Below are 22,197 nucleotides of genomic sequence, written 5' to 3'. Positions count from 1 at the left end.
GTTTACCTCTCTTTATGTATTTTTTTCTCCCTTTGGTGCCATAAAAATGAATCTCCCGGCTGACCGGGACTCTTTGTTTAGTGTAACACGTTTTTCTCCGTACTGTAAAGTATAACTAATAAATTTGATATAAAAAATAATCTACATTAATAAATAAATTTACAGCTTTTTTCACAAAGATTCCCGGATATGCTCAATAAACTTCGTCGCCGCAAGGCTGAACGGCTGCTCCCGCTTCCACGCGAAGACGCTGTTGCTGACGATCGGCGGGGTAAGCGGTCTTCCGACGATTTTCTCTTCTTTCCACAGCTCCGATGCCCCCTGCACCGTAATCTGATAAGCCAGTCCCTTCATCACCATTTTGGCCCCGTTTGTCGGCAGGTTGCTGGTGAACAGAATATTCAGTGACTGATAGTACGCACCGAACCAGTTGGCAATCTCATTCTGCACATTGCGTCTGCGCGGCAGGATCAACGGCAGATTCTTCAAATCCTCCGGGCACACCGCTTCTTTCTGCGTAAGCGGGTCGTCCGCCCGCATCAGAACCTGCTGCAGTTCGCCTTCTTTCAGCCGCACAAACTCATATTTTCCAATGTCGACCGGCTCGAGCAGCAGTGCGATGTCAATGAGTCCGCGGTCCATCTGTTCTTTCACAACATCCGCTGTCCCGGTCAGCAGATCGAACGTCACATTGGGATATTTTTCATGAAACGATTCGATCAGATCCGCCAGCACATTTACGGCTTTCGTCTCACCGCATCCGATCGACACGCGCCCGTCAATCAGCGCTTCCTGCTCCGTCAGCTCCTTCTCTGTTTTATCGATCAGCCCGATGATTTCCTCCGCGCGGCGGCGCAGCAGAATCCCCTCATCCGTCAGGCGGATACGCCGTGTCCCGCGCTCGAATAACGTAACGCCAAGCTTCTCCTCGAGCTGGGATAGCTGGCGGCTCAGCGTCGGCTGTGTGATATGCAGTACCTCCGCGGCACGGCTGATGCTCTCCTCCCGCGCAACCGCAAGAAAATAGCGCAATACTCTGGTTTCCATGTTTTTTCCTCTTTCGTTTTTCTTCTATAACTATACTATATCTCTTTTTCCTTGATCTGAAAAGAAAGTATTGATTCTTTTTGTCGATTATGATACGGTAAAGCTGTTTATGGACGTTAGTTTTGCGTTAAACGTAGCAAACGCTCCATTCTTATGTTATCTTTTTTAAGAGGAGGTTTTTACCATGGTTTCACTTTTGCTGCCCGTTATTTATCTGGCGTTCATTAGCCTTGGACTGCCGGATTCCCTGCTCGGCTCGGCGTGGCCGGTCATGTATCAGGAGCTTGGAACTTCCGTTTCTTCCGCCGGTATCATCTCCATGATCATCGCCGCCGGAACGATCGTGTCGAGCCTCAACAGCGACCGTCTGAATACCCGCTTCGGCACCGGAAAAATCACCGCAGTGAGCGTTCTCACAACGGCAGTTGCACTGTTTGGTTTTTCCATCAGCCACTCTTTTATCGCGCTCTGTCTGTGGGGCATTCCGTACGGACTCGGCGCCGGAAGTGTTGATGCTGCACTGAATAACTATGTTGCACTGCACTACAAAGCCCGCCACATGAGCTGGCTGCACTGCATGTGGGGTGTCGGCTGCAGCACCGGCCCGGTTGTAATGGGATATGCCATCAATCATTCCACCTGGAACAACGGTTATCGTACCATCGCACTGTTTCAGATTGTGCTGACACTCGTTCTTTTTCTCAGTCTTCCACTCTGGCAGAAACCGTCTGCGGATGCTTCCGCCGATGAGACATCTGTTCCGGAACAGAGAAGTTTTTCCCGCCTGATCCGTGTTCCCGGCGTCAAAGAGGTTCTGATCTGCTTTTTCTGCTACTGCGCCGTAGAATCCACCGCCGGCATGTGGGCCGCAAGCTACTGTACCCTGTTCCGCGGCATCGACGCAAAACGCGCGGCAAGCTGGGCGAGTCTGTTCTACGTCGGTATCACCATCGGACGATTCTTCTGCGGCTTTATCACCATGAAGTTAAATGATCAGAAAATGATCCGTCTCGGACAGGCTGTGATCGCAGTTGGTGCCATTCTGATGCTTCTGCCGCTCGGCGACGCAATTCTGTTTATCGGCCTCATCCTGATCGGACTTGGCTGTGCGCCGATTTATCCTTCCATCATTCACGAGACACCGGCAAACTTCGGTGCTGACTTAAGTCAGGGAATCATCGGCATCCAGATGGCCTTCGCCTATGTCGGAACCTGCCTGATGCCGCCGATCTTCGGTGTGCTTGGACAGCATATTTCCTTTGGACTGTATCCGGTCTTCCTGCTGGCCATTCTGATTCTCATGGTTGTAATGGCGGAGCGGATGCACCGTGTGACGGCGGAAAAGAGAAATTCCTATAAAGCCAATTATTAATTTGGAACTTTTACGGTCAAAAAATACCGTTGATCCTTTTTGTGTTTGGATCAACGGTATTTTTTTGCGGATAAACACCGGTGCGCCGCTTGCGTGGGTGATGCCCATGCAGCCAAGACCGATGGCAGATACTTCGTCCGTTCCGTGTATCCACATAATTTCACACCTTCCACTTTTCCGCAACGCAAAAACCGGAATGCATACACATTCCGGTTTCAGTAGAGCGCGAGACGGGATTCGAACCCGCGACCCCAACCTTGGCAAGGTTGTACTCCACCCCTGAGCCACTCGCGCATTTTTAAGTTTTTATCTTGTTAAGTGCTCGCTGCACCTTACAAATGATAATATACACGAACTTCCCCCATTTGTCAACACCTATTTTCAACTTTTTTCAAAAAAATTTCAAAAACATCTACAATTCCCACATTTTCCCATTTTTACCCTCCCCGCCCCAACAAACTTTTCTTTTTATCCCAGTCACGCTGCCCTCCCAGGCAGCTGTGCGTCCCTCCCCACCGTCAGACCGCGAGCGGCTTCGTACCTGCGGGGCGGGGGCATAGAAAAAGAGGGCGGAACTGTGAGCACAGAATGGGTGCGGAAAAATGGGATGACCTCTGGTGCACAACACCAGAGGTCAAAACGCACTGAGTCGGGAAATCATCAGATTTCCTGACGAATTGCGTTGGTGCCCATTTTCCCGTGCCCATTCTGTGCCACAGTTCCGCCCTCTTTTTCTCGCCCCCGCCCTGCAGGTACGAAGCCGTTCGAGGTCGTCCGTCTCTACGCCTTCAGAATCGCACTCAACACATACTGATTATTCGAAAAATTCTTCTGCGAAATATCTCCCAACCGGATAAGGTCGACATCCAGCCACAGCTCCTCCGCCGCCACCATCATATTCGCAAACATAATCCCAAAATTCACCTCATCCCACTTCCGAAGCTTCTCCACACTATGCTTCTTCGAGAAAATATGAATCCTGTTATCATACACCACGAATCTCCACGGCTGGCTGTTCATACTCGACGGTGACAGCCGTGCCGCCTCCAGCATCTGCGTCATCCACTGACGCGGCACCTCTTTAAACACACAAAGATCATCCAGCGGCAGTCTCTTCGCCTCACTCTGCCGTCTCGTATGCGCCCCATGGCTCTTTCCGAAAGCGACGATCCCCACCAGCCGCTTTCCGTCCTTTTCCATCTCCGTTTTTCTCACCCGGCTGCTCCCGATAAAGCAGGTCCCCAGCCCGATACTGCAAAGATACAGCACCATCTGCTCCATAATATAACCCACATTCATCAGATACCGCTCCGACTCCTCCGAATAAAAAGCCATATAATACGGCGCCTTCACACTGAACATACTGAGCATTCTCTCCTGCCCTTTTCTGTTGTCCAGAATCGCCATATCCACACCGATGCCCGAAAACAGTGCCGGCATCTCCTTATAATGCTCCCAAATCTTATCCAAAGTCTGCGGCGGAAGCGTATCAAAACAATAATTCCTTACTGATTTTCTAACAAAAATAGCCTCATATAAATTCATACTCTCACCCTTACTTCATCTGCTATCCGTCTGTTTTTTTTTCAAGCCGGCCGCGGCCCGCTCCCCATTTTTACAGGAGCAAAGCCGCATTCCGAAAAATTTACGTTTAATCTTCCGCATTCGACAGAAATACGGAAATTCTCCCTCTTAATCGCAAATATTTTTCAATTTCCAGCTCATCCATTTTTACTCTGTAATAATATTGTAACATATCCAAAAACTTTTTCAAGGGAAAAACGCGCCAAATTTTGTATATTTTTCACACATATTTCCCATCAAATTTATGCAACTTTAAAACCTGTGCTTACGCTTCCGCGGTCAGCTTCTCCAGCTCCTCCACATAAGAAGCAAACACATCCAGCGCCTCTTCCACCGGCTCCGGCTTCGTCATATCGACGCCGCAGATCTTCAAAAGGTCGATCGGATCCATCGAGCAGCCGCCGCTTAAGAACTGTTTGTACTTCTCCACGATACCCGGCTCCCCTGCCAGGATCTTGCTGCTGATCGCAATCGCCGCCGAAAATCCCGTTGCATACTGATATACATAGAACGGTGTATAAAAATGCGGGATTCTCGCCCACTCCAGCGCAATCTGCGGATCCGAAATCATATCCGGTCCGAAATACTCCTTGTTGATCGACAGATACAGCTCCGAAATACCGTCCGCCGTCAGCGTGCCTTCCTCTGCCATCTTCTCATGAATCCGCTTCTCAAACTCCGCAAACATCGTCTGACGGAACACCGTTCCCTTAAACTGATCCAGGAAATAATTCAGCAGGAAAATCTTCTCCTCTTTTTCTTTCGCATGCTCCAGCAGATAGCGGATCAGCAGCGCCTCGTTGCAGGTTGATGCCACCTCAGCGACAAAGAGGCGGTACTCCGCATACGTAAACGGCTGTGTATGGTTCGAATACCAGGAATGCAGCGAATGGCCCATCTCATGCGCCAGTGTGAAAACGGAGTCGATATTTCCGTTAAAGCTCATCAGCACATACGGATGGGAATCATAAGAACCCCAGGAGTAAGCGCCGCTCTTTTTTCCTTCGTTCTCATAGACATCCACCCAGCGCTCCGAAAAGCCTTTTTCCAGCAGTGCCACATAATCATCCCCGAGCACGGCAAGCGCTTTCTTCACGATCTCGGTCGCCTGCTCATACGTATACTTCTGCTCGTACTCTTTCGTCAGAGAAACGTACACATCATACATATGAAGTTCATCCACGCCGAGCAGCTTCTTGCGCAGTGCCACGTAGCGGTACATCGCCGGCATTTTTGCATGAATCGCCTCGAGCAGTTTATCATAAACCGAAACCGGGATATTTCCGCCGTCCAGCGATGCGGCAAGTGCAGATGGATATTTCCGTACATCCGCAAAGAATGCGGCCTGTTTCAGATTGGCGCCGAATGTTGCGGCAAGCATGTTTTTGTGTTTTTCATACTCGGCATAATATTTCTCAAACGCTTCTTTTCTGACTCGGCGGTCCTTCGACTGTAAAAAACCGATGAAGGTGCCGTGGCTTAACGGAACCTGATTTCCCTCTTCATCTGTGACCGGCTGGAATCTGAGGTCTGCGTTCGAAAATGCAGAGAAAATCTGATCCGGACTGGATGCCATCTCTCCGGCTTTTGCAAGAACAGCCTCCATCTCCGGCGAGAGAATGTGCTCTTTCTTGCGGAAGTTTTCTTTTAATACGCGGTCGTACAGACGGAGCGGCTCATACGCTTCTTCAAACTTCGCTACAGTCTCTTCGTCGAGTTCGAGAATCTCCGGCTCCACAAAAGAGGATGCATCTGCAAGAACGGCCATCATGCTGTCCATCTTTCCGGCATAGCCCTGATACTTCTGATTGCCCATATCCTGGTGATATTTCTGGCTTGCATAGACATACAGGCTGGAAAAGACGCGGCTGATGTCATCCAGACCGGAAAGAACGTCATACAGCGCTTCTGCACTCTCTTTCATTGTTCCCTGTTTTGCGCGGAACGCTTCTATTTTCTTCGCAAGCTCCTGCTCTGTTTTCTCAAATTCTTCATCACTGCCAAACAAACTCGAAAGATCCCAGCAGTACGCCGGATCCATCTCTTCTCTTTTTTTCAGTTTAATTTCTGCCATAATTCTCCCTTCATCACCCTACAAGGCGAAACAATTTCTGCGGTTTTTCTTCTAATCTTAATGTGCCGCACTTACGCTTAGTTTACCACAATTTGATCTTTAAATCTAAAATTTTTTCTTAAAATTGTTGACAAATCCATAAACCGATTGTATGATTGTACTATCAAATTAATACAGTAGTACAAAAGGAGTGAATGCCATATGCCATGGAATCTTGATTCCTCGCGGCCGATCTATCTGCAGATCATCGAGCGGGTACAGATGGACATTATCACCGGGCGCTATCAGCCGGGCGATAAGCTTCCGTCCGTCCGCGATCTCGCACAGGAGGCCGCTGTCAACCCGAACACAATGCAGAAAGCACTTTCCGAACTGGAACGCAGCGGACTGATTTATTCCCAGCGGACCAGCGGACGCTTTATTACCGAAGACAAGGAGTTGATTCATCAAATGAAAAAAGAACTTGCCGCCGCAGAAGTCTCTGCTTTTGTTGCCCATATGAAACAGCTCGGCATAAGCCCGGAGGAAATCCGGCAGCTGCTTGCCGAAACGATTGAGGAGGAAGAAAATCATGAGTGAACTTGTAACGTGTAAAAACCTGACGAAGCGCTTTGGAAACCACACTGCGCTCGATCATCTCAACATTTCCCTGGATTCCGGGAAAATCATCGGACTGCTGGGGCCCAACGGAAGTGGAAAGACAACGCTCTTAAAGCTGCTGAACGGACTGCTGACCCCAAGCGAAGGTGAAGTCCTCATCGACGGGAATCAGCCAGGCGTCGAAACGAAAAAAATCGTCTCCTATCTGCCGGACAAAATGTATCTCGGCAGCTGGATGCGCGTCTCGGATCTTTTAACGTATTACAGCGATTTCTTTGAAGACTTTGACATGTCCCGTGCCAACGCCATGCTGGAATCCTTAAAAATCAGCCCGAAAGACCGCTTAAAAACGATGTCAAAAGGAACGAAAGAGAAAGTCCAGCTCATCCTCACGATGAGCCGCCGCGCAAAGCTCTACTGCCTCGACGAGCCGATTGCAGGCGTCGATCCGGCAGCGCGCGATTACATCTTATCTACGATTTTAAATAACTACGAACCGGACGCATCCATCCTCATCTCAACGCATCTGATTTCCGATGTTGAAAACATTCTCGATGAGGTTATCTTTATCCAGGAAGGCCAGTTAAAACTGCACGCCTCCGTTGAGGATATCCGGATGCAGGAGGGTGAATCGATTGATTCTTATTTCAGGGAGGTATTCAAATGTTAAAAAAATGTCTGAAACATGAGTGGAAAGCATGCTGGAAAAACATGGCACTGCTGAACGGTGCTGCCATTTTCATGGGAGCTCTCGGAGGCTTCGGCTTCCTCTTTTCCCACCTTTATGAGCTGCCGGATCTGCTGATCGTCCTCTATCTGCTTGCGTACGTTTTGATTGTGATCGCCGCATCCGTCATGACGCAGGTGCTGATGATCCAGCGCTACTATAAAAATCTCTTTACCGACGAAGGGTATCTGACCAACGTCCTTCCGGTATCGGCAACGGATCATATTCTCTCAAAAATGCTGGTTTTCGGCGCATGGAGCATCTTAAACGCACTTTCCGTTCTCGCTTCCTTCGCTTTTTTGCTTCTGCCGTCCGCAATCCGGTATTTTACCGCAAACACCCTGCTTTTTTCCAACAATGCCATGACCTTTTCCGATTTTCTGTCCTATCTCTGGGCACAGATTACCTGTGTTGCCGATGCTGCTTTTTCCCTGATCGGCATCACGAACCACATCGGTATGGCACTGTTTTCCATCGTCGGCTTCTTCGCTTCACTGTTCTTCGGCATCCTTCTGTTCTATGCCGCTATCAGCATCGGAAGCCTGGTATCCAGCCATAAAGTTCTGACAGCTGTCCTTTCTTACATCGGCATGACCACCGTAATCCAGATCTTCGGCGGAATCAGTATCGTCCAGGTTTTCCAGGACTCCACACCGGCCGCTGTGGTTACCACATCCTCAGTTTCCACGCTTGTCATCACCGTGGTGCTCTGTGTCGTTCTGTTCCTGATCTGCCGCTATATCTTAAGCAGACGGCTGAATCTTTCATAAAAATTGCATGAAAAAGCGCCGCCGCGGACGAACCGAATCGTCTGCGGCGGCGTTTTGTATGCATGTTCTGCACTTATGCCAGATGCCAGATATCCTCGTTGTACTGTGCAATGGTACGGTCGGAGGAGAAGAAGCCTGCTTTTGCGATGTTGATCAGGCACTTCTTGTTCCATGCATCTTTGTTCTCGTAGTCTTTGTATACTCTTTCTTTTGTCTTGATGTACTCTTTCAGGTCGAGCAGCGTCATGAACCAGTCTTTGTTCAAGATCTCTTTGTAGAGTCTCTCCAGGCAGACCTTGTCGCCGATAGCGAGCAGTTCGTCGCTTACGATGAAGTCAACGAGTTTTGCAATCTGCGGATCAGCATCGTAGATGTCTTTGGAGCAGTAAGCAGCGTCTGCGTACAGGTCGATGACATCCTGCGGTCTCTTTCCGAAGATGTAGATATTCTCTTTTCCAACGAGGTCGCCGATCTCAACGTTTGCACCGTCCTCAGTTCCGAGGGTCAGAGCGCCGTTCAGCATGAATTTCATGTTTCCGGTTCCGGAAGCCTCTTTGGAAGCCAGGGAGATCTGCTCGGAGATGTCTGCTGCCGGGATCACCTTTGCAGCTTTCGATACGTTGTAGTTCTCGAGCATGATGACTTTGAAGTACGGGCTTACCTCCGGATCATTCTCAATCAGCTCCTGCAGGCACAGGATCAGATGGATAATGTCTTTTGCGATGATATAAGCCGGTGCAGCCTTTGCGCCGAATACCATGGTGATCGGAGTTTTCGGCTTGTTGCCGCTCTTGATGTCCATGTATTTGTATACAGCGTACAGAGCGTTCATCTGCTGACGTTTGTACTCATGGAGACGTTTTACCTGTACATCGATGATGGAGTTCTCATCCAGTGCGATGTTCTGGGTCTCATACAGGAACTGTTTGAGGTCCATTTTGCGGTTGTGTTTGATCTCCTCGAGTTTTGCAAGGACTTTCTTGTTGTCTTTGAATTTCAGCAGTTTTTCAAGCTCGTCGGCATCTTTCTTGAATCCCGGTCCGATCAGGCTCTCGATGTACTGTGCCAGTTCACGGTTGCAGTGCAGCAGCCAGCGGCGGAAGGTGATACCGTTTGTCTTGTTGTTGAATTTCTCCGGATAAATATCGTAGAATGGTTTCAGCTCGGAGTTTTTCAGGATCTCGGTGTGCAGAGCAGCAACGCCGTTGACGGAGAATCCGTAATGGATATCCATATGTGCCATGTGGACACGCTGATCTTTGTCGATGATCGCTACTTTCTCGTCTTTGTATTTCTTCTTTGCCTGTGCATCCAGCTCGTGGATGATCGGCAGCAGGTGCGGAACTACTTCCTCAAGGTAATCGATCGGCCATTTCTCCAGTGCCTCGGCAAGGATGGTATGGTTGGTGTAAGCGCAGGTCTTGCTGACAACATCGATGGCTTCCTGCATCGTGAAGCCTCTCTCCTGCAGAAGACGGATCAGCTCCGGAATCACCATGGACGGGTGGGTATCGTTGATCTGGATGACAACGTGGTCATACAGCTTGTGCAGATCGTAGCCCTTCTGCTCGCACTCCATCAGAATGAACTGTGCGCCGTTGCTTACCATGAAATACTGCTGATAGATACGAAGCAGCTGTCCGGCACGGTCGCTGTCATCCGGGTACAGGAACAGAGTCAGGTTTTTCTGAATCTGATGTTTGTCAAAGTTGATGCTGTCGGACGGAACGATGCTCTCATCTACGGTATCCACATCGAACAGGTGCAGACGGTTGCAGCCGCTGTCGTAGCCCGGAACGTCGATATCGTACAGAGTGGAATGCATCGTGAAGTTTTTATACGGAACCGCAAAGGATACCGGCTGTCTTACGAGCCAGCTCTCATTGGTGATCCATGGGTTTTTGACTTCTTTCTGTTTGTGGTCTACCAGAAGCTGGCGGAACAGACCGAAGTGATAATTAAGGCCGATACCGTCTCCCGGAAGTCCCAGTGTTGCGATGGAATCAAGGAAGCATGCTGCCAGACGGCCAAGTCCGCCGTTTCCAAGGGACGGCTCCATCTCCATCTCCTCGATCTCGGTCAGCTCTCTTCCATGAGCGGCAAGTGCTTTTTCTACTTCCTCGTACATGCCAAGGTTGATCAGGTTATTGGACAGCAGTTTTCCAATCAGAAACTCTGCTGAAATATAATACAGCTTCTTACTTCCAGTGTTTCTTTTGCGACCTGCCATCTCCTGTTTGGTGATCACCATCAGGGCTTCAAAGATTTCACTCTTTGTGCAGTTGTCCAGATCTCTTCCAAAACGCTCTTTTAAGATTGCCTGAATTCTTTCTTCCATTGTTTTCTTCTCCTTACTGCTGCGGCATTATTTTCCGCAGTATGGTTTGGTTGATTCTCGCACGACAAGTTCACCGCCGTACACTTTGCTGCAGGGTTCTTCTTTCCCCGAAATTAAGGAAAACAGCATCTTCGCCGTCTCTGCGGCAAGCTGCTCCACCGGCTGGCGGATCGTTGTGATGCTTGGTATATAATACTCTCCTGCATCGATTCCGTCAAATCCGGCAACGGAAACATCGTCCGGCACGGCAAGCCCGGCCTCTTTTAAGGCACGGCAGGCACCGATCGCCAGCGTATCCGCGGTGGCATACAGCGCGGAAAATTCCGTCTTCTTTTCCAGAATTTCTTTCGTTATCTTGTATCCCGTGGCGAAGGAGTACGTGTCATCCTTCGTCATGTGAAATACCAGATCAGGGTCATAAGGTATCCCGTGATCCAGTAACGCCTGACGGTACGCATCCAGCCGGAGCCGTCCGATACTGATGTCGTCCTCACAGGCGGTGATAATAGCAATGCGCCGGTGGCCGAGGCTGCAGAGATAATCTACCATCTTATAGCTTTCCCTGTAGTCGTCAACCGATACGCTCGCGCACGGTTTTCCTCCGTCCGAAACTGCCCCGATCGTACTGATCACGTACGGAACCGGGATCTGCGCCATTTTCTCGTGCGGGTGTGTGAAGTTTCCGCCGAGGAAAATGATGCCGCGCAGCCGCTTCTCTTTGACGATTTCAATCGCGGAGTCCACCTCATTTGCCTTTTCCTCTACTCGCTCAATGATGCAGGCGTATTTCTTTTTGCTCACAACCTCTTCGATCACACTGATCATATTGTTGAAGAACATGTTGTCCATACCTTTGACCAGAATAGCGATCGCTTTTGCATTCGACCGTTTCAGGTTTCTGGCACTGTTGTTCGGTACGTAATTCGATTCGGCAATCACCTTTAAGATCATCTCTTTCGTCTCCGGATTGATGTCCGGGTGATTGTTCATCGCTCTCGATACCGTGCTCACACCTACCTTACATTTGCGGGCAATATCTTTAATCGTTACCTGTTCCATGTTCCAGGCCACTCCTTTAGCTTCTTTCTGTGCTTCCGGCCTGTTCTCTCAATAGGTACCGCTTTATTTTGCGATACGCGCTGTAATTTTCGTCAGCCGGTTAATTCTCTTCGCCAGCTCCGGTGTAAACTGTCCCGGAAGCAGACGCCATTTCCAGTTATTTCCAAGCGTAGACGGATAATTGATTCTCGCCTCCGTGCCAAGGCCTAAAAACTCCTGCATCGGAGTGACAGCCAGATCTGCCACACTCTCCATGGACATGCGGATGAAATCCCACGGCAGCTCCTCATCGGTGCTCTTTGCATTTCCCATATACTCTTTGGAGAATTCGCGGTCTTCCTCGCTCATCACATAATACCATCCAAGAATCGTATCGTTGTCGTGCGTTCCGGTGTAGACAACACAGTTTCTCTCGTAGTTGTGCGGCAGGTAATCACTCTCCTCACGGGAATCAAACGCAAACTGCAGAACCTTCATACCCGGATAACCGGACTCTTTTACCATCTCGATAACACTCTCGGTCAGATATCCCAGATCCTCTGCGATGACATCCACATCACCGAGTTTTTCTTTAACGGTGTTGAACAGATCCATGCCAGGTCCTTTTTCCCAGTGGCCGCGCTCCGCAGTCTGATCACCAAACGGAATGGAATAATATTCATCAAATCCGCGGAAATGGTCGATGCGGACAGTATCGTACAGTTTGAACACGTGGGCCAGACGTAACAGCCACCATGCATAACCTGTGCTCTTATGGTAGTCCCATCTGTATAACGGGTTGCCCCAGAGCTGTCCGGTTGCAGAGAATGCATCCGGCGGGCATCCGGCAACTGCTTTTGGCTGGTTGTCCTCATCAAACTGGAACAGAACCGGATTTGCCCAGGTGTCGGCGCTGTCAAATGCCACATAAATCGGAATATCACCGATGATACGGATACCCTTTTCATTTGCGTAAGCTTTCAGTGCTTTCCACTGTTTCAGGAACATAAACTGCTGGAATTTGTAAAATGCAATCTCCCCGGCAAGCTCTTCCCGTTTCTGATTCAGCGCAGCTTCCTCTCTGTCTTTTAATTCTGCCGGCCACTCACTCCAGCTGATTCCGCCGAGTGCATCCTTAATTGCCATATACAGAGCATAATCCTCCAGCCAGTAACCATTTTCCGATACAAATGCATCATATACGTCATCTGCCGCAAATCTTTCAAATGCTTTTCTGAGTACTTTGAAACGGGACAGATAAATCTTTTCGTAATCAATATACTCTGCATTGTCGCCGAAATCGCACGCATCACACTCTTCTTCTGTCAGAAGTCCCTCTTTTACCAGGGTCTCCAGATCAATAAAATATGGATTTCCTGCAAAAGTAGAGAACGACTGGTACGGCGAATCTCCATATCCCGTCGGTCCAAGCGGAAGAATCTGCCAGTAGCTCTGGCCGGCCTCCTCCAGGCGATCCACAAATTCATACGCTTCTTTCGAAAAACATCCGATACCATATCGGGACGGCAGCGAAGCTACCGGAAGTAAAATACCACTTTCTCTCATTTTTAAACCCTTTCTCCTTGTCGTTTTTTCTATCCATCCGACCCCACAAATACATCATTTCTGTTCACGGATACGCAGCAAATTGTAACTTATGCAACCCCTATCGCCAGCTCATTTTGTTTCGTAAAAACAGGGCTGTCGGTATCTCGTCTGTATTTCCGGAAACGGTGTCGGTAACGTTTCCGGAACTCGTTATATTTACAATACCATACTCTGCATCAAAAAACAACCCCCAACCCCCTTATCATATTTACCAAATATTGAATACTCTGTTTATTCAAAACAACGAATTTGCATTTTTGTAACGATGCAAAGCCATACGTAAAAAGACAGTATGCGGGGACGAAACCGCTCTGGGCACTTAAAAATCATGAATTTTTCAAGCCTCCCATATAGGTTCTGTCCCCGCATGCTGTCTTTTGCGGTATCTGTTTTTCACTTAAAACTCCAGAATAATCTTTGTTCCGGTTCCAAGTGTACTCTCAATTTTAATCTTCGCATCATGAAGAATCGCTCCATGCTTCACAATGGAAAGTCCAAGTCCAGTACCACCCGTCTCGCGGGAGTGGCTCTTATCAACGCGATAGAAGCGCTCGAAGATCCGCTCCTGGTCTTCTTTTGCGATTCCGATTCCAGTATCCGCCACTGCCACAATCGCCCGTCCGTTTCTTCCGCGCGAAACCGTAACCTCAACCTCACCGTCTTTTTTATTATACTTAATCGCATTATCACAAAGATTATAAATCATCTCATAAAGCACCTGCCGTGCTCCTTTGATGCGGCAGCTCTCTCCGCGCACCGTCATCTTCACCTTCTGCTCCTTCGCCCGCATCGAAAGATGCCCTTCGACATCCCGGCAGATCTGCATCAGATCCACATCCTCCATCGGGATCGACTGGTCGTTCTCGTCCAGTCTGGACAGCTTGATAATATCCTCGACAAGAGAGCTTAGCCGGCTCGCCTCGCTGTGGATTCTGCCCGCAAATTTGGGAATATCCTCCGGTTTTACCATGTTGTTTTCAATGATCTCCGCATATCCGGAAATCGACATCAGCGGTGTTTTCAGCTCATGTGAAACATTGGCAGAAAACTCTCGGCGCATCACCTCGGCTTTCTGTTTTTCCGTCACATCCAGCACCAGGATGACCGCACCGGACACAACATTATCCACACGCACCGGATTTGCAAGAAGCTGATAAACTCTTCCGTTTAATTCCAGCATCCGTTCCTCGGAACTGCCCTCCAGCGCATGATCCAGTGCCTCCTTCAGCTGCTCATTGCGGCTGACTGTCACGATATTGTGGTTGATGCATTCCTCTGCCGTCACATCAAACAGATTCTGTGCCGAACGGTTGATGGAGAGTACGACCGACTGGTTTGTCACAATCAGACCATCTTTCATATATTCCGTGATGGCAAGATATTCCTCCTGATTATGGCGGAGTTCCTCCATCTGCTGCTGAATCTGCTTCTGCTGCTGATGAATCCTTCCAAGCAGCGGACTCAATTCCTCATATGCTTTGTTGTCCAGCGGATGGTTCAGGTCAATCTCATTGATCGGCTTTACGAGTACCTTTGTCATATGACTGACCATCATCAGCTCTACGATAAGAACTGCCGCAATCAACACAGCCACCAGCCATATATTCCGCAGCATCACGCCGAATACACTGTCCGTTGTCAGGGAAACACGGACAATTTTTCCATTGTCCAGGCGCAGTGCTGTATAATATGTTTTGCTCCGCAGAGTCTCGGAATAACGGGAAATATTGCTTTCCCCGGTTTTTTCCGCCTCAATCACCTCCGGCCGCTGCGAATGGTTTCCCATCATGTTCGCATCCTCGACCGAATCAAACTGAACGGTTCCGTCCGTATCAATCAGGGTAACCCGGCTTGCCGTAATCTTTCCGGCCGGTTTATCCAGACTGTCATCCCCCATCTTGTCCAGAAAATACCTGTAATACTCACATTCATTTCTCACCGAAACACGAAGCTGCTCCGCCGTATTGTTGTACATTGCCCAGCTCATAGTGAAAAAGGTCAAGATAATCGCAGCAATAATCAGCGCTCCCGCATGTTGAAAGACTTTTTTACGCATCTTACCTTCTCAGCCTCCTATCCGGTATCCCACGCCGCGGACCGTCTCGATCAGTTCGCCGCATTCGCCCAGCTTCTGGCGGAGTGTACGCACATGAACGTCTACCGTACGGGTTTCTCCGTCAAAATCATAGCCCCAGACATGGCCGAGCAGACGGTCTCTCGTAAGGACAATTCCTTTATTTTCCATCAAAAATTTCAGCAGTTCAAACTCTTTTAAGGTCAGGGTAACCTTCTCCCCTTTGGCCAGAACCTGGTGCTGTTTTACCTGGATCTGCAGATCTCCGGTCTCCAGCACATCATTTTCCTTCTCTTCTTTTCCGGCGCGGCGCAGCACGGCACGCACCCTTGCGATAAATTCCATCATGCCGAACGGTTTGGTAATATAGTCATCCGCTCCGCAGTCCAGACCCATGACCTTATCATATTCAGCGCCCTTTGCCGTTACCATAATGACCGGAATTTCCTTGGTTACTTCCGATGCTTTGAGGCGTGAAAGAATTTCAAGCCCATCCTCTCCCGGAAGCATGATATCCAGAAGGATCAGATCCGGGAGCTGTTCTGCAATAGCTGCATTCAGCTCTTTTCCGCTTTCCAGGCCTCTTGCGGTAAAACCGCTCGATTCCAGTGTGTATACGATCAGTTCCCGTATATTTCTTTCATCTTCCACGCAGTAAATCATCTGTTATTCCCCTTTATGGTGACCGTTAATGGAGTACACAACCCATTCCGCAATGTTTGTTGCATGGTCGCCAATTCTTTCATAATATTTTGCAATCATCAGATAGTCCAGAGACTGGACATCTGTGGTAATTCCCTTTCGCATGCCCTGCAGAATTTCATCCTTGACTTCATCGAAAAGATCATCCACGATATCATCGGAGTCAATGACCTCCCGTGCAAGATTCAGATCCTGTTTGACGTATGCGTCGATGCATTTTGTTACCATGGAAGCCGTTGCTTTTGCCATATCCTTCAGGCGGATACTTGCATCCGGCACATCAAGACTCGTTACTTTTACGATATCCGCAATATCCGCTGCCTGGTCTCCGATCCGCTCCATATCGGTAATCATTTTTAATGCAGCCGATACCTGGCGCAGATCGCGCGCTACCGGCTGCTGCTGTAAAATGATGCGGAAGCAGAGATCCTCAATCTCCCGTTCTTTCGCATCGACAACCTGGTCTTTTCTGATAATCTCTTCTGCTGCTCTCTGGTTTCCCTCCAGCAGCACCTCATATGTCCGTCCGATCGCCTGCTCACAGAGTGCGCCAAGCTCAATCAGCTCCGTATGCAGAATCTCCATCTGCTGCTCAAATTTTTCCCGCATATCAGCCAAACCTCCCTGTAATGTAATCCTCTGTCCGTTTGTCCTTCGGCATGGAGAAGATCTGTTCGGTCTCTCCGTATTCTACCACCTCTCCTAACAGGAAAAATGCGGTTTTATCGGAAATTCTGGCTGCCTGCTGCATATTGTGGGTTACCATGACAATAGTATAATCTTTTTTCAGTTCTACCGCAAGATCCTCTATTTTCGAGGTGGAAATCGGGTCCAGCGCCGAGGTCGGCTCGTCCATCAGAAGGACTTCCGGCTGTACGGCAAGCGCACGCGCGATGCAGAGACGCTGCTGCTGGCCGCCGGACATGCCAAGTGCACTCTTCTTTAAACGATCCTTTACCTCATCCCAGATCGCTGCCTGGCGGAGGGACTGCTCCACGATATCATCCAGCTTCGCTTTGGAGCGGACACCGTGTGTTCTCGGGCCGTAGGCAATGTTGTCGTAAATGCTCATTGGGAACGGGTTCGGTTTCTGGAATACCATGCCGACTCTCTTTCGAAGACCGTTCACGTCCATTTTTCCGCCGTAGATATTTTCGCCGTCCAGCAGCAGCTCGCCGGTAATGCGGCAGCCCGGGACAAGGTCGTTCATGCGGTTGATGGATTTTAACAGCGTCGATTTACCGCAGCCGGACGGGCCGATAAATGCTGTCACTTCGTTGGCGTCGATGTTCAGATTGATGTTTTTTAACGCGTGGAAATCTCCGTAGTAGAGATCCATATTGGAAACGTCGATTTTGCTCATGTTCTCTTCTCTCTTTCTCTTACTTCTTCGCAATCTTCTTCGCGATCAGACCGGAACAGCCATTGATCAGAAGGACAATCAGCATCAAGATGACACCGGTTGCGTACATCTGGTTCATGTAAAGGCCTTCACTCGACAGCGCATACATATGAACTGCCAGCGTTCTTCCGGAATCCATCAGGCCTGCCACTTTGGCGATGGTTCCTGCGGTAAACAATAATGCTGCGGTTTCTCCGACAACACGGCCCGTTGCCAGAATGACACCGGAAAGGATGCCAGGTACAGCGGATGGAAGAACGATTTTAAAAATGGTACGCAGCTTTCCGGCTCCCAGTCCGAAGCTTGCCTCGCGGTAGGAATCCGGAACCGATTTTAACGCTTCTTCTGCAGTACGCATAATCAGCGGAAGAATCATGATGGCAAGTGTACAGGCACCGGATGCCATCGAGTATCCCATTTTCAGGGTTTTTGTGAAAAACAGCATACCGAACAGACCGTATACGATCGACGGAATACCGGAAAGGGTCTCTGCGGTAATCCGGATCAGTCCGACCAGCTTTCCGTTTTTGTTGGCATACTCAACCAGATAGATGGCGGAAAAGATGCCGAGCGGTGCTGCAATCAGAAGAGAAAGCAGAGTCATGGTCACGGTGTTGATGATCGCCGGAAGCATGGTGACATTCTCGGTGGTGTAAGTCCATGCGAACTGGTCGAGGGTCAGGTTTTTCACGCCGCGGATCAGAATAAATCCAACGAGAAATACCAGAATGGCCAGTGCCAGAATGGCTGCGCCCCAGGTAATGCCGGTCAGCACGGAGGAAAAAATACTTTTGTGATACGTTACGATTGTTTTTTCTTTTTGTTTTGTATTAACTTTTACAGCTTCCATTGTATTTACTGCTCCATTTCCTTTAATCGCCATAGTGTACCCTCCGGTTCAGCATAGATACTGATAAATTGATCAGCAGGATAAAGACAAACAGCACAACGCCCGTTGCGATCAGTGCTTCCCGGTGAAGGCCGGAGGCATATCCCATTTCCAGTACGATGTTTGCGGTCATGGTACGGAGGCCTTCTGTGATTCCTTTCGGCATACGCGGCTGGTTTCCGGCAATCATGATGACCGCCATTGTTTCTCCAATCGCACGGCCGATGCCGAGTACGATTCCGGCGAGAATTCCCGATTTGGCAGCCGGAACGACGGCGAAAAATACGCTCTGGGAATGTGTTGCACCAAGGCCGAGGCTCGCTTCGTAGTAAGACTCCGGAACACTGGAAATCGCAGATTCCGTGACACCGACTACGGTTGGAAGAATCATGACGGCAAGCAGGATAGATGCGGTCAGCATCGTGTTTCCGTTTTTGCCGGTGAGCTGTGCCATCATCGGAACGATGACAACGAGTCCGAAGAAGCCGTATACGATGGACGGGATACCTGCCATCAGGTTAATACCCGATTTGCAGATGCCGTAGAATTTTTTCGGACAGTAGCGGGAAAGAAAAATCGAAGTGAGAATTGCGACCGGAACTCCCATCAGGATCGCAAGACCGGTGACGCAGATACTTCCGACGATCATCGGCAGGATGCCGAAAATGTTGTTGCCCGGTTTCCACACGGTACCGGTCAGGAACTTTAACGGTCCGATTTTAAAAATGGCAGGAACACCATTCATAAACAGGAAAATACAGATCAGGGCAACGGCCATCACGGAGCAGCACGCTGCGATCAGAAATACAATTTTCATGACTGTTTCTCTTAGTTTCATAAAATAAATCCTTTCGTCGTTTCACGGAACGTGTTTGAAAAAGTCTTTCGTTCTTTTTCGTTGTTTTCCTTTACGAACTGCTTTTTCAAGCACGTTCCAAAAGGCAGATACTTTTTTCTGGAATATATTTTCCGGATATGGAAGTAAGAGCGATTTTCTTCCTTTCGCCCTTACTTCTCATTTTGTTGTTTTTCTGTGTTTCTTATTTCACATCAGCCCAGTCGGTGGTGTCGCCAACGTAGATGCTCTTCACCTGATCGCTGGTCAGACCATCGGTCGGGTTCTCTTTGTTTACGATGACTGCAATACCGTCGGTTGCGATTACGGTTGCGGTAAGTCCAAGGGATTTCTCCTCATCTTTTAAGTCACGGGATGCCATACCGATGTCACAGAGACCATCGCTTGCGGAAGTGATACCTGTGGTGGAATCGCTCTGCTGTACTTCGATGTTAGCATTTGAATTTACTTTTGTATAAGCCTCTTTTAATTTTTCCATCAGTGGTGTTACAGAGGAAGATCCTGCTACCACAACTTTTTCGCCGCCGCAGCTTCCCTCGTAAGCTTTCGTATCTTTGATTGCAATATATCCGTCATCTGAAACAACCTGCTGTCCGTCGGTACTTAAGATGTAGTCCATGAAATCCTGCGCATCTGCGGAAAGACCGTCTTTTGTTACAATGTTGAACGGACGGCTTACTTTATAGGAACCGTTTTCTACGTTCTCTGCACTCGCCTCTGCTCCGTCGATTTTCAGGGCTTTGACTTCATCATTTAAAGATCCAAGAGAGATATAACCGATTGCGTACTGATTACCTGCTACCGTACTCATCATAACGGAAGTATTGTTGGTGATCTGTGCATCAACGGTGGTGTTGTCCACTTTCTCACCTGCATCATTTTTCTCTTCTACACCGAACAGCTCGATGAATGCACCTCTGGTACCGGAACCATCCTCACGGGAGATCACGCTGATCTGTCCGGAGAAATCTCCTGCTGCTGCAGTGCTGTCACCATCTGTGCTGCCAGCTGCCTCTGTTGCGGAAGCCCCTTTTGTAGTGTCTGCTGCGGAAGAACTGCTGCTGTCGCTGCTTCCACATCCTGCAAGCATTCCTGCAGCCATCATTGCGGTTAAGGTGATTGCGATTACTTTTCTCTTCATAATATTTTTTCTCCTCTTTTCACACGGGATTTTATGATTTTTTTGGGGTCAAACGGATATTCGCAATCCGCTTCGCTACTTGCTCATAACCGAATAACTGCTTATTGCTTTTCGCAATGGAAGCAGGGGACTTACTTGATTCGGTTAAATCGTGATCCCGGTGTTTTTTACATTTCGTTTTTACAGGTATCATCATACCAACGGCGTGTAAAATGCAAAATCTCGGAGAAGTTAAGTTTATGTAAAATAAAAATTTTTCCATTTTACATTTGAAATCTGGGGAGATAAGGGAACGGGTGTCAATTACCTTTTCATACATCGGGCTATGCAGACGGTTTTAAACCAGGAGTTTCGTCTCATAAGCGTCAAAAAGCGCCGGGATATGGATTTTTCTTCCACATCCCGGCGCACTTCTTCCGCCGTTTCCAGAACATAACACAAAAAGCTAAAGAAACCTATTTTGCATTATTTTCGGGAATTGCTATAATAGCAAATCCCCAAAACAGTAATGAAAAATCCTGTTATTCCGTCACCGGCACGTCAAGCTTTTCGGACGCTTCTTTTAACAGGTCAATAATTGGCAGATGCTGCGGGCATACACCCTCACACTGACCGCACTGCACGCAGTCTTCTGCTTTTCCTGATGTTTCCAGCAGTTTTTTATAATAATTTTTCGCGCGGTCTTCTTCTCCATACAGGCGGATGGTATTCAATGCCTTGAATACATCCGGGATCGCGATTCCCATCGGACATCCGTCACAGCAGTAACGACAGGCGGTACATGGAACTGCCGGACTCTTTTTCAGCGCTTCCTGTGCTTTGGCGATCACTGCTTTTTCTTCCTCATTTAACGGTACAAAATTTCGGAAGGTTTTGATATTATCCTCCATCTGTTCCTCGTTTGACATACCCGAGAGCACGGTTGCAACTCCCGGCAGGGAAGCCGCAAAGCGGAGTGCCCAGGACGCAATCGATGCATCCGGATGAACGCGTTTCATCTCTGCTTCAATCTCTTTGCCTGCCGATGCAAGGGAACCGCCCTTTACCGGCTCCATAACAAGGAACGGCATATTGTATTTCTGAAGCACCTCATACAGACGGCCGGACTGGATCAGCGGGTTGTCCCAGTCAGCATAGTTCATCTGGATCTGGACAATTTCGACCTCAGGATGCTCGGAAAGAATCTTGTCAAGCAGCTCCGGTGTTCCGTGGAAGGAAAAGCCGAAGTGTTTGATCAATCCCTCTTCTTTTTTCTTCTTGGCCCAGTTGAAACAGTCGTATTTCACGTAGCCGTCATAGTTTGCGCCGTCCTCGACACTGTGCAGCAGGTAATAATCAAAGTAGCCGGCTCCGGTGCGCGCGAGCTGATCATTGAAGATACGGTCACGGCCTTCGATGCCCTCGTCCATCATCCACTGCGGGAGTTTGGTTGTCAGAGTAAAGCTTTCTCTCGGGTGACGCTCTACCAGCGCTTTTTTCACGATGCTCTCCGATTTTCCGCCGCAGTACATATAGGCGGTGTCAAAATAGTTCATTCCGGAGGCAAGGTACGCATCGACCATTTTACAGATCTGCTCCAGATCCAGTTCTCCGTCCTTCTCCGGAAGGCGCATCATGCCAAATCCTAATTTCGGCATTTTTGTTACATCTACACTCATGGTAAAATCCCCTTTCTTTTCCGCGGAAAACCTTCGTTTCCTCAGTATTGTTGAGAAAATTGTAGCATTAAAGTGTACTTGAAAGTCAATAGTTTTTTGAATTTTTTTCAAAATTTTTCTTTGACTTTTTCCGTTTCCGGTGGTATTCTGATAAAAATTATGATTACGAAAGGAGTGGCACTATGATCTGGAAAAACCAGTTTCTTCACCTCACAAATGGCGATGTTTCAGCTGTTTATGGGGATAGTGCGCTCTTTTTTAAGTAAACTTCACTTTTTGAATTCTTAACATTCTATAGAAAACGCACGTATCTCCCA

At 48.6% G+C, this 22,197-nt stretch carries 18 protein-coding genes and 1 tRNA gene; 4 read left to right on the top strand and 15 right to left on the bottom strand.

Annotated elements, in window-relative coordinates:
- Positions 1–171 precede the first annotated feature (171 nt).
- Entirely contained in the window at positions 172–1,047 is an 876-nt protein-coding gene (locus ACY2VW_RS00570; RefSeq protein WP_461876637.1) for a LysR family transcriptional regulator, read from the bottom strand.
- 184 nt (positions 1,048–1,231) lie between these two features.
- Between ACY2VW_RS00570 and ACY2VW_RS00565 the strand changes: the two genes are divergently transcribed.
- Positions 1,232–2,419, top strand: coding sequence for an MFS transporter (locus ACY2VW_RS00565; protein ID WP_461873474.1), 1,188 nt, complete (start codon positions 1,232–1,234; stop codon positions 2,417–2,419).
- Positions 2,420–2,641: 222 nt separating this feature from the next.
- Here ACY2VW_RS00565 and ACY2VW_RS00560 read toward each other — a convergent pair.
- The 3 genes from ACY2VW_RS00560 to pepF form a co-directional block, all read right to left on the bottom strand.
- Positions 2,642–2,713: transfer RNA gene (locus tag ACY2VW_RS00560), tRNA-Gly, on the bottom strand.
- A 486-nt stretch (positions 2,714–3,199) separates the two neighbouring features.
- Positions 3,200–3,964, bottom strand: a complete 765-nt coding sequence (locus tag ACY2VW_RS00555) for a nitroreductase family protein (RefSeq protein ID WP_461876636.1) — start codon at positions 3,962–3,964, stop codon at positions 3,200–3,202.
- A 304-nt stretch (positions 3,965–4,268) separates the two neighbouring features.
- Positions 4,269–6,077, bottom strand: coding sequence for an oligoendopeptidase F (gene pepF, locus ACY2VW_RS00550; RefSeq protein WP_461876635.1), 1,809 nt, complete (start codon positions 6,075–6,077; stop codon positions 4,269–4,271).
- Between the two features lie 201 nt (positions 6,078–6,278).
- On the opposite strand from pepF, the gene ACY2VW_RS00545 reads away from it, so the two are divergent.
- Genes ACY2VW_RS00545 through ACY2VW_RS00535 form a run of 3 tightly spaced genes read left to right on the top strand, consistent with a single transcriptional unit; the run spans position 6,279 to position 8,174 of the window.
- The gene (locus tag ACY2VW_RS00545) at positions 6,279–6,656 is read left to right on the top strand and encodes a GntR family transcriptional regulator (RefSeq protein ID WP_461876634.1); all 378 of its coding nucleotides are present in this window, start codon (positions 6,279–6,281) and stop codon (positions 6,654–6,656) included.
- Complete coding sequence (locus ACY2VW_RS00540; RefSeq protein WP_461876633.1) at positions 6,649–7,347, top strand: ATP-binding cassette domain-containing protein; 699 nt, start codon at positions 6,649–6,651, stop codon at positions 7,345–7,347. Before ACY2VW_RS00545 ends, ACY2VW_RS00540 begins: the two co-directional genes overlap by 8 nt.
- Positions 7,341–8,174, top strand: coding sequence for a hypothetical protein (locus tag ACY2VW_RS00535; RefSeq protein WP_461876632.1), 834 nt, complete (start codon positions 7,341–7,343; stop codon positions 8,172–8,174). The genes ACY2VW_RS00540 and ACY2VW_RS00535 overlap by 7 nt, the downstream gene beginning before the upstream one ends.
- A gap of 73 nt (positions 8,175–8,247) precedes the next feature.
- Here the strand turns inward: ACY2VW_RS00535 and ACY2VW_RS00530 are convergent, their stop codons facing one another.
- From ACY2VW_RS00530 to ACY2VW_RS00480, 11 genes are all read right to left on the bottom strand, one after another.
- Entirely contained in the window at positions 8,248–10,512 is a 2,265-nt protein-coding gene (locus ACY2VW_RS00530) for a glycogen/starch/alpha-glucan phosphorylase (protein ID WP_461876631.1), read from the bottom strand.
- Between the two features lie 27 nt (positions 10,513–10,539).
- Complete coding sequence (locus ACY2VW_RS00525; RefSeq protein WP_461873465.1) at positions 10,540–11,571, bottom strand: LacI family DNA-binding transcriptional regulator; 1,032 nt, start codon at positions 11,569–11,571, stop codon at positions 10,540–10,542.
- Positions 11,572–11,634: 63 nt separating this feature from the next.
- Positions 11,635–13,116, bottom strand: coding sequence for a 4-alpha-glucanotransferase (malQ, locus tag ACY2VW_RS00520; protein ID WP_461876630.1), 1,482 nt, complete (start codon positions 13,114–13,116; stop codon positions 11,635–11,637).
- Positions 13,117–13,555: 439 nt separating this feature from the next.
- Positions 13,556–15,214 (bottom strand): sensor histidine kinase, encoded by a 1,659-nt coding sequence (locus tag ACY2VW_RS00515; protein ID WP_461876629.1) that lies wholly within the window; start codon positions 15,212–15,214, stop codon positions 13,556–13,558.
- Between the two features lie 9 nt (positions 15,215–15,223).
- The gene (locus tag ACY2VW_RS00510; RefSeq protein ID WP_022462258.1) at positions 15,224–15,895 is read right to left on the bottom strand and encodes a winged helix-turn-helix domain-containing protein; all 672 of its coding nucleotides are present in this window, start codon (positions 15,893–15,895) and stop codon (positions 15,224–15,226) included.
- A 3-nt stretch (positions 15,896–15,898) separates the two neighbouring features.
- Positions 15,899–16,543: a phosphate signaling complex protein PhoU gene (gene phoU / locus ACY2VW_RS00505; RefSeq protein ID WP_461876628.1), complete on the bottom strand. Its 645-nt coding sequence runs from the start codon at positions 16,541–16,543 to the stop codon at positions 15,899–15,901.
- A 1-nt stretch (position 16,544) separates the two neighbouring features.
- Positions 16,545–17,297 (bottom strand): phosphate ABC transporter ATP-binding protein PstB, encoded by a 753-nt coding sequence (gene pstB / locus ACY2VW_RS00500; protein WP_461876627.1) that lies wholly within the window; start codon positions 17,295–17,297, stop codon positions 16,545–16,547.
- Between the two features lie 19 nt (positions 17,298–17,316).
- Positions 17,317–18,219, bottom strand: a complete 903-nt coding sequence (pstA, locus tag ACY2VW_RS00495; protein ID WP_461876626.1) for a phosphate ABC transporter permease PstA — start codon at positions 18,217–18,219, stop codon at positions 17,317–17,319.
- The gene (gene pstC / locus ACY2VW_RS00490; protein ID WP_461876625.1) at positions 18,209–19,063 is read right to left on the bottom strand and encodes a phosphate ABC transporter permease subunit PstC; all 855 of its coding nucleotides are present in this window, start codon (positions 19,061–19,063) and stop codon (positions 18,209–18,211) included. Before pstC ends, pstA begins: the two co-directional genes overlap by 11 nt.
- A 202-nt stretch (positions 19,064–19,265) precedes the next feature.
- Complete coding sequence (locus tag ACY2VW_RS00485; RefSeq protein WP_461876624.1) at positions 19,266–20,222, bottom strand: substrate-binding domain-containing protein; 957 nt, start codon at positions 20,220–20,222, stop codon at positions 19,266–19,268.
- A gap of 521 nt (positions 20,223–20,743) precedes the next feature.
- The gene (locus ACY2VW_RS00480) at positions 20,744–21,880 is read right to left on the bottom strand and encodes an aldo/keto reductase (protein WP_461876623.1); all 1,137 of its coding nucleotides are present in this window, start codon (positions 21,878–21,880) and stop codon (positions 20,744–20,746) included.
- Positions 21,881–22,197: the final 317 nt, after the last annotated feature.

The organism is Fusicatenibacter sp. (assembly GCF_977045365.1).
Note: the sequence above shows the minus strand (reverse complement) of the source record. Positions and strands in the feature narration are given on the sequence as shown.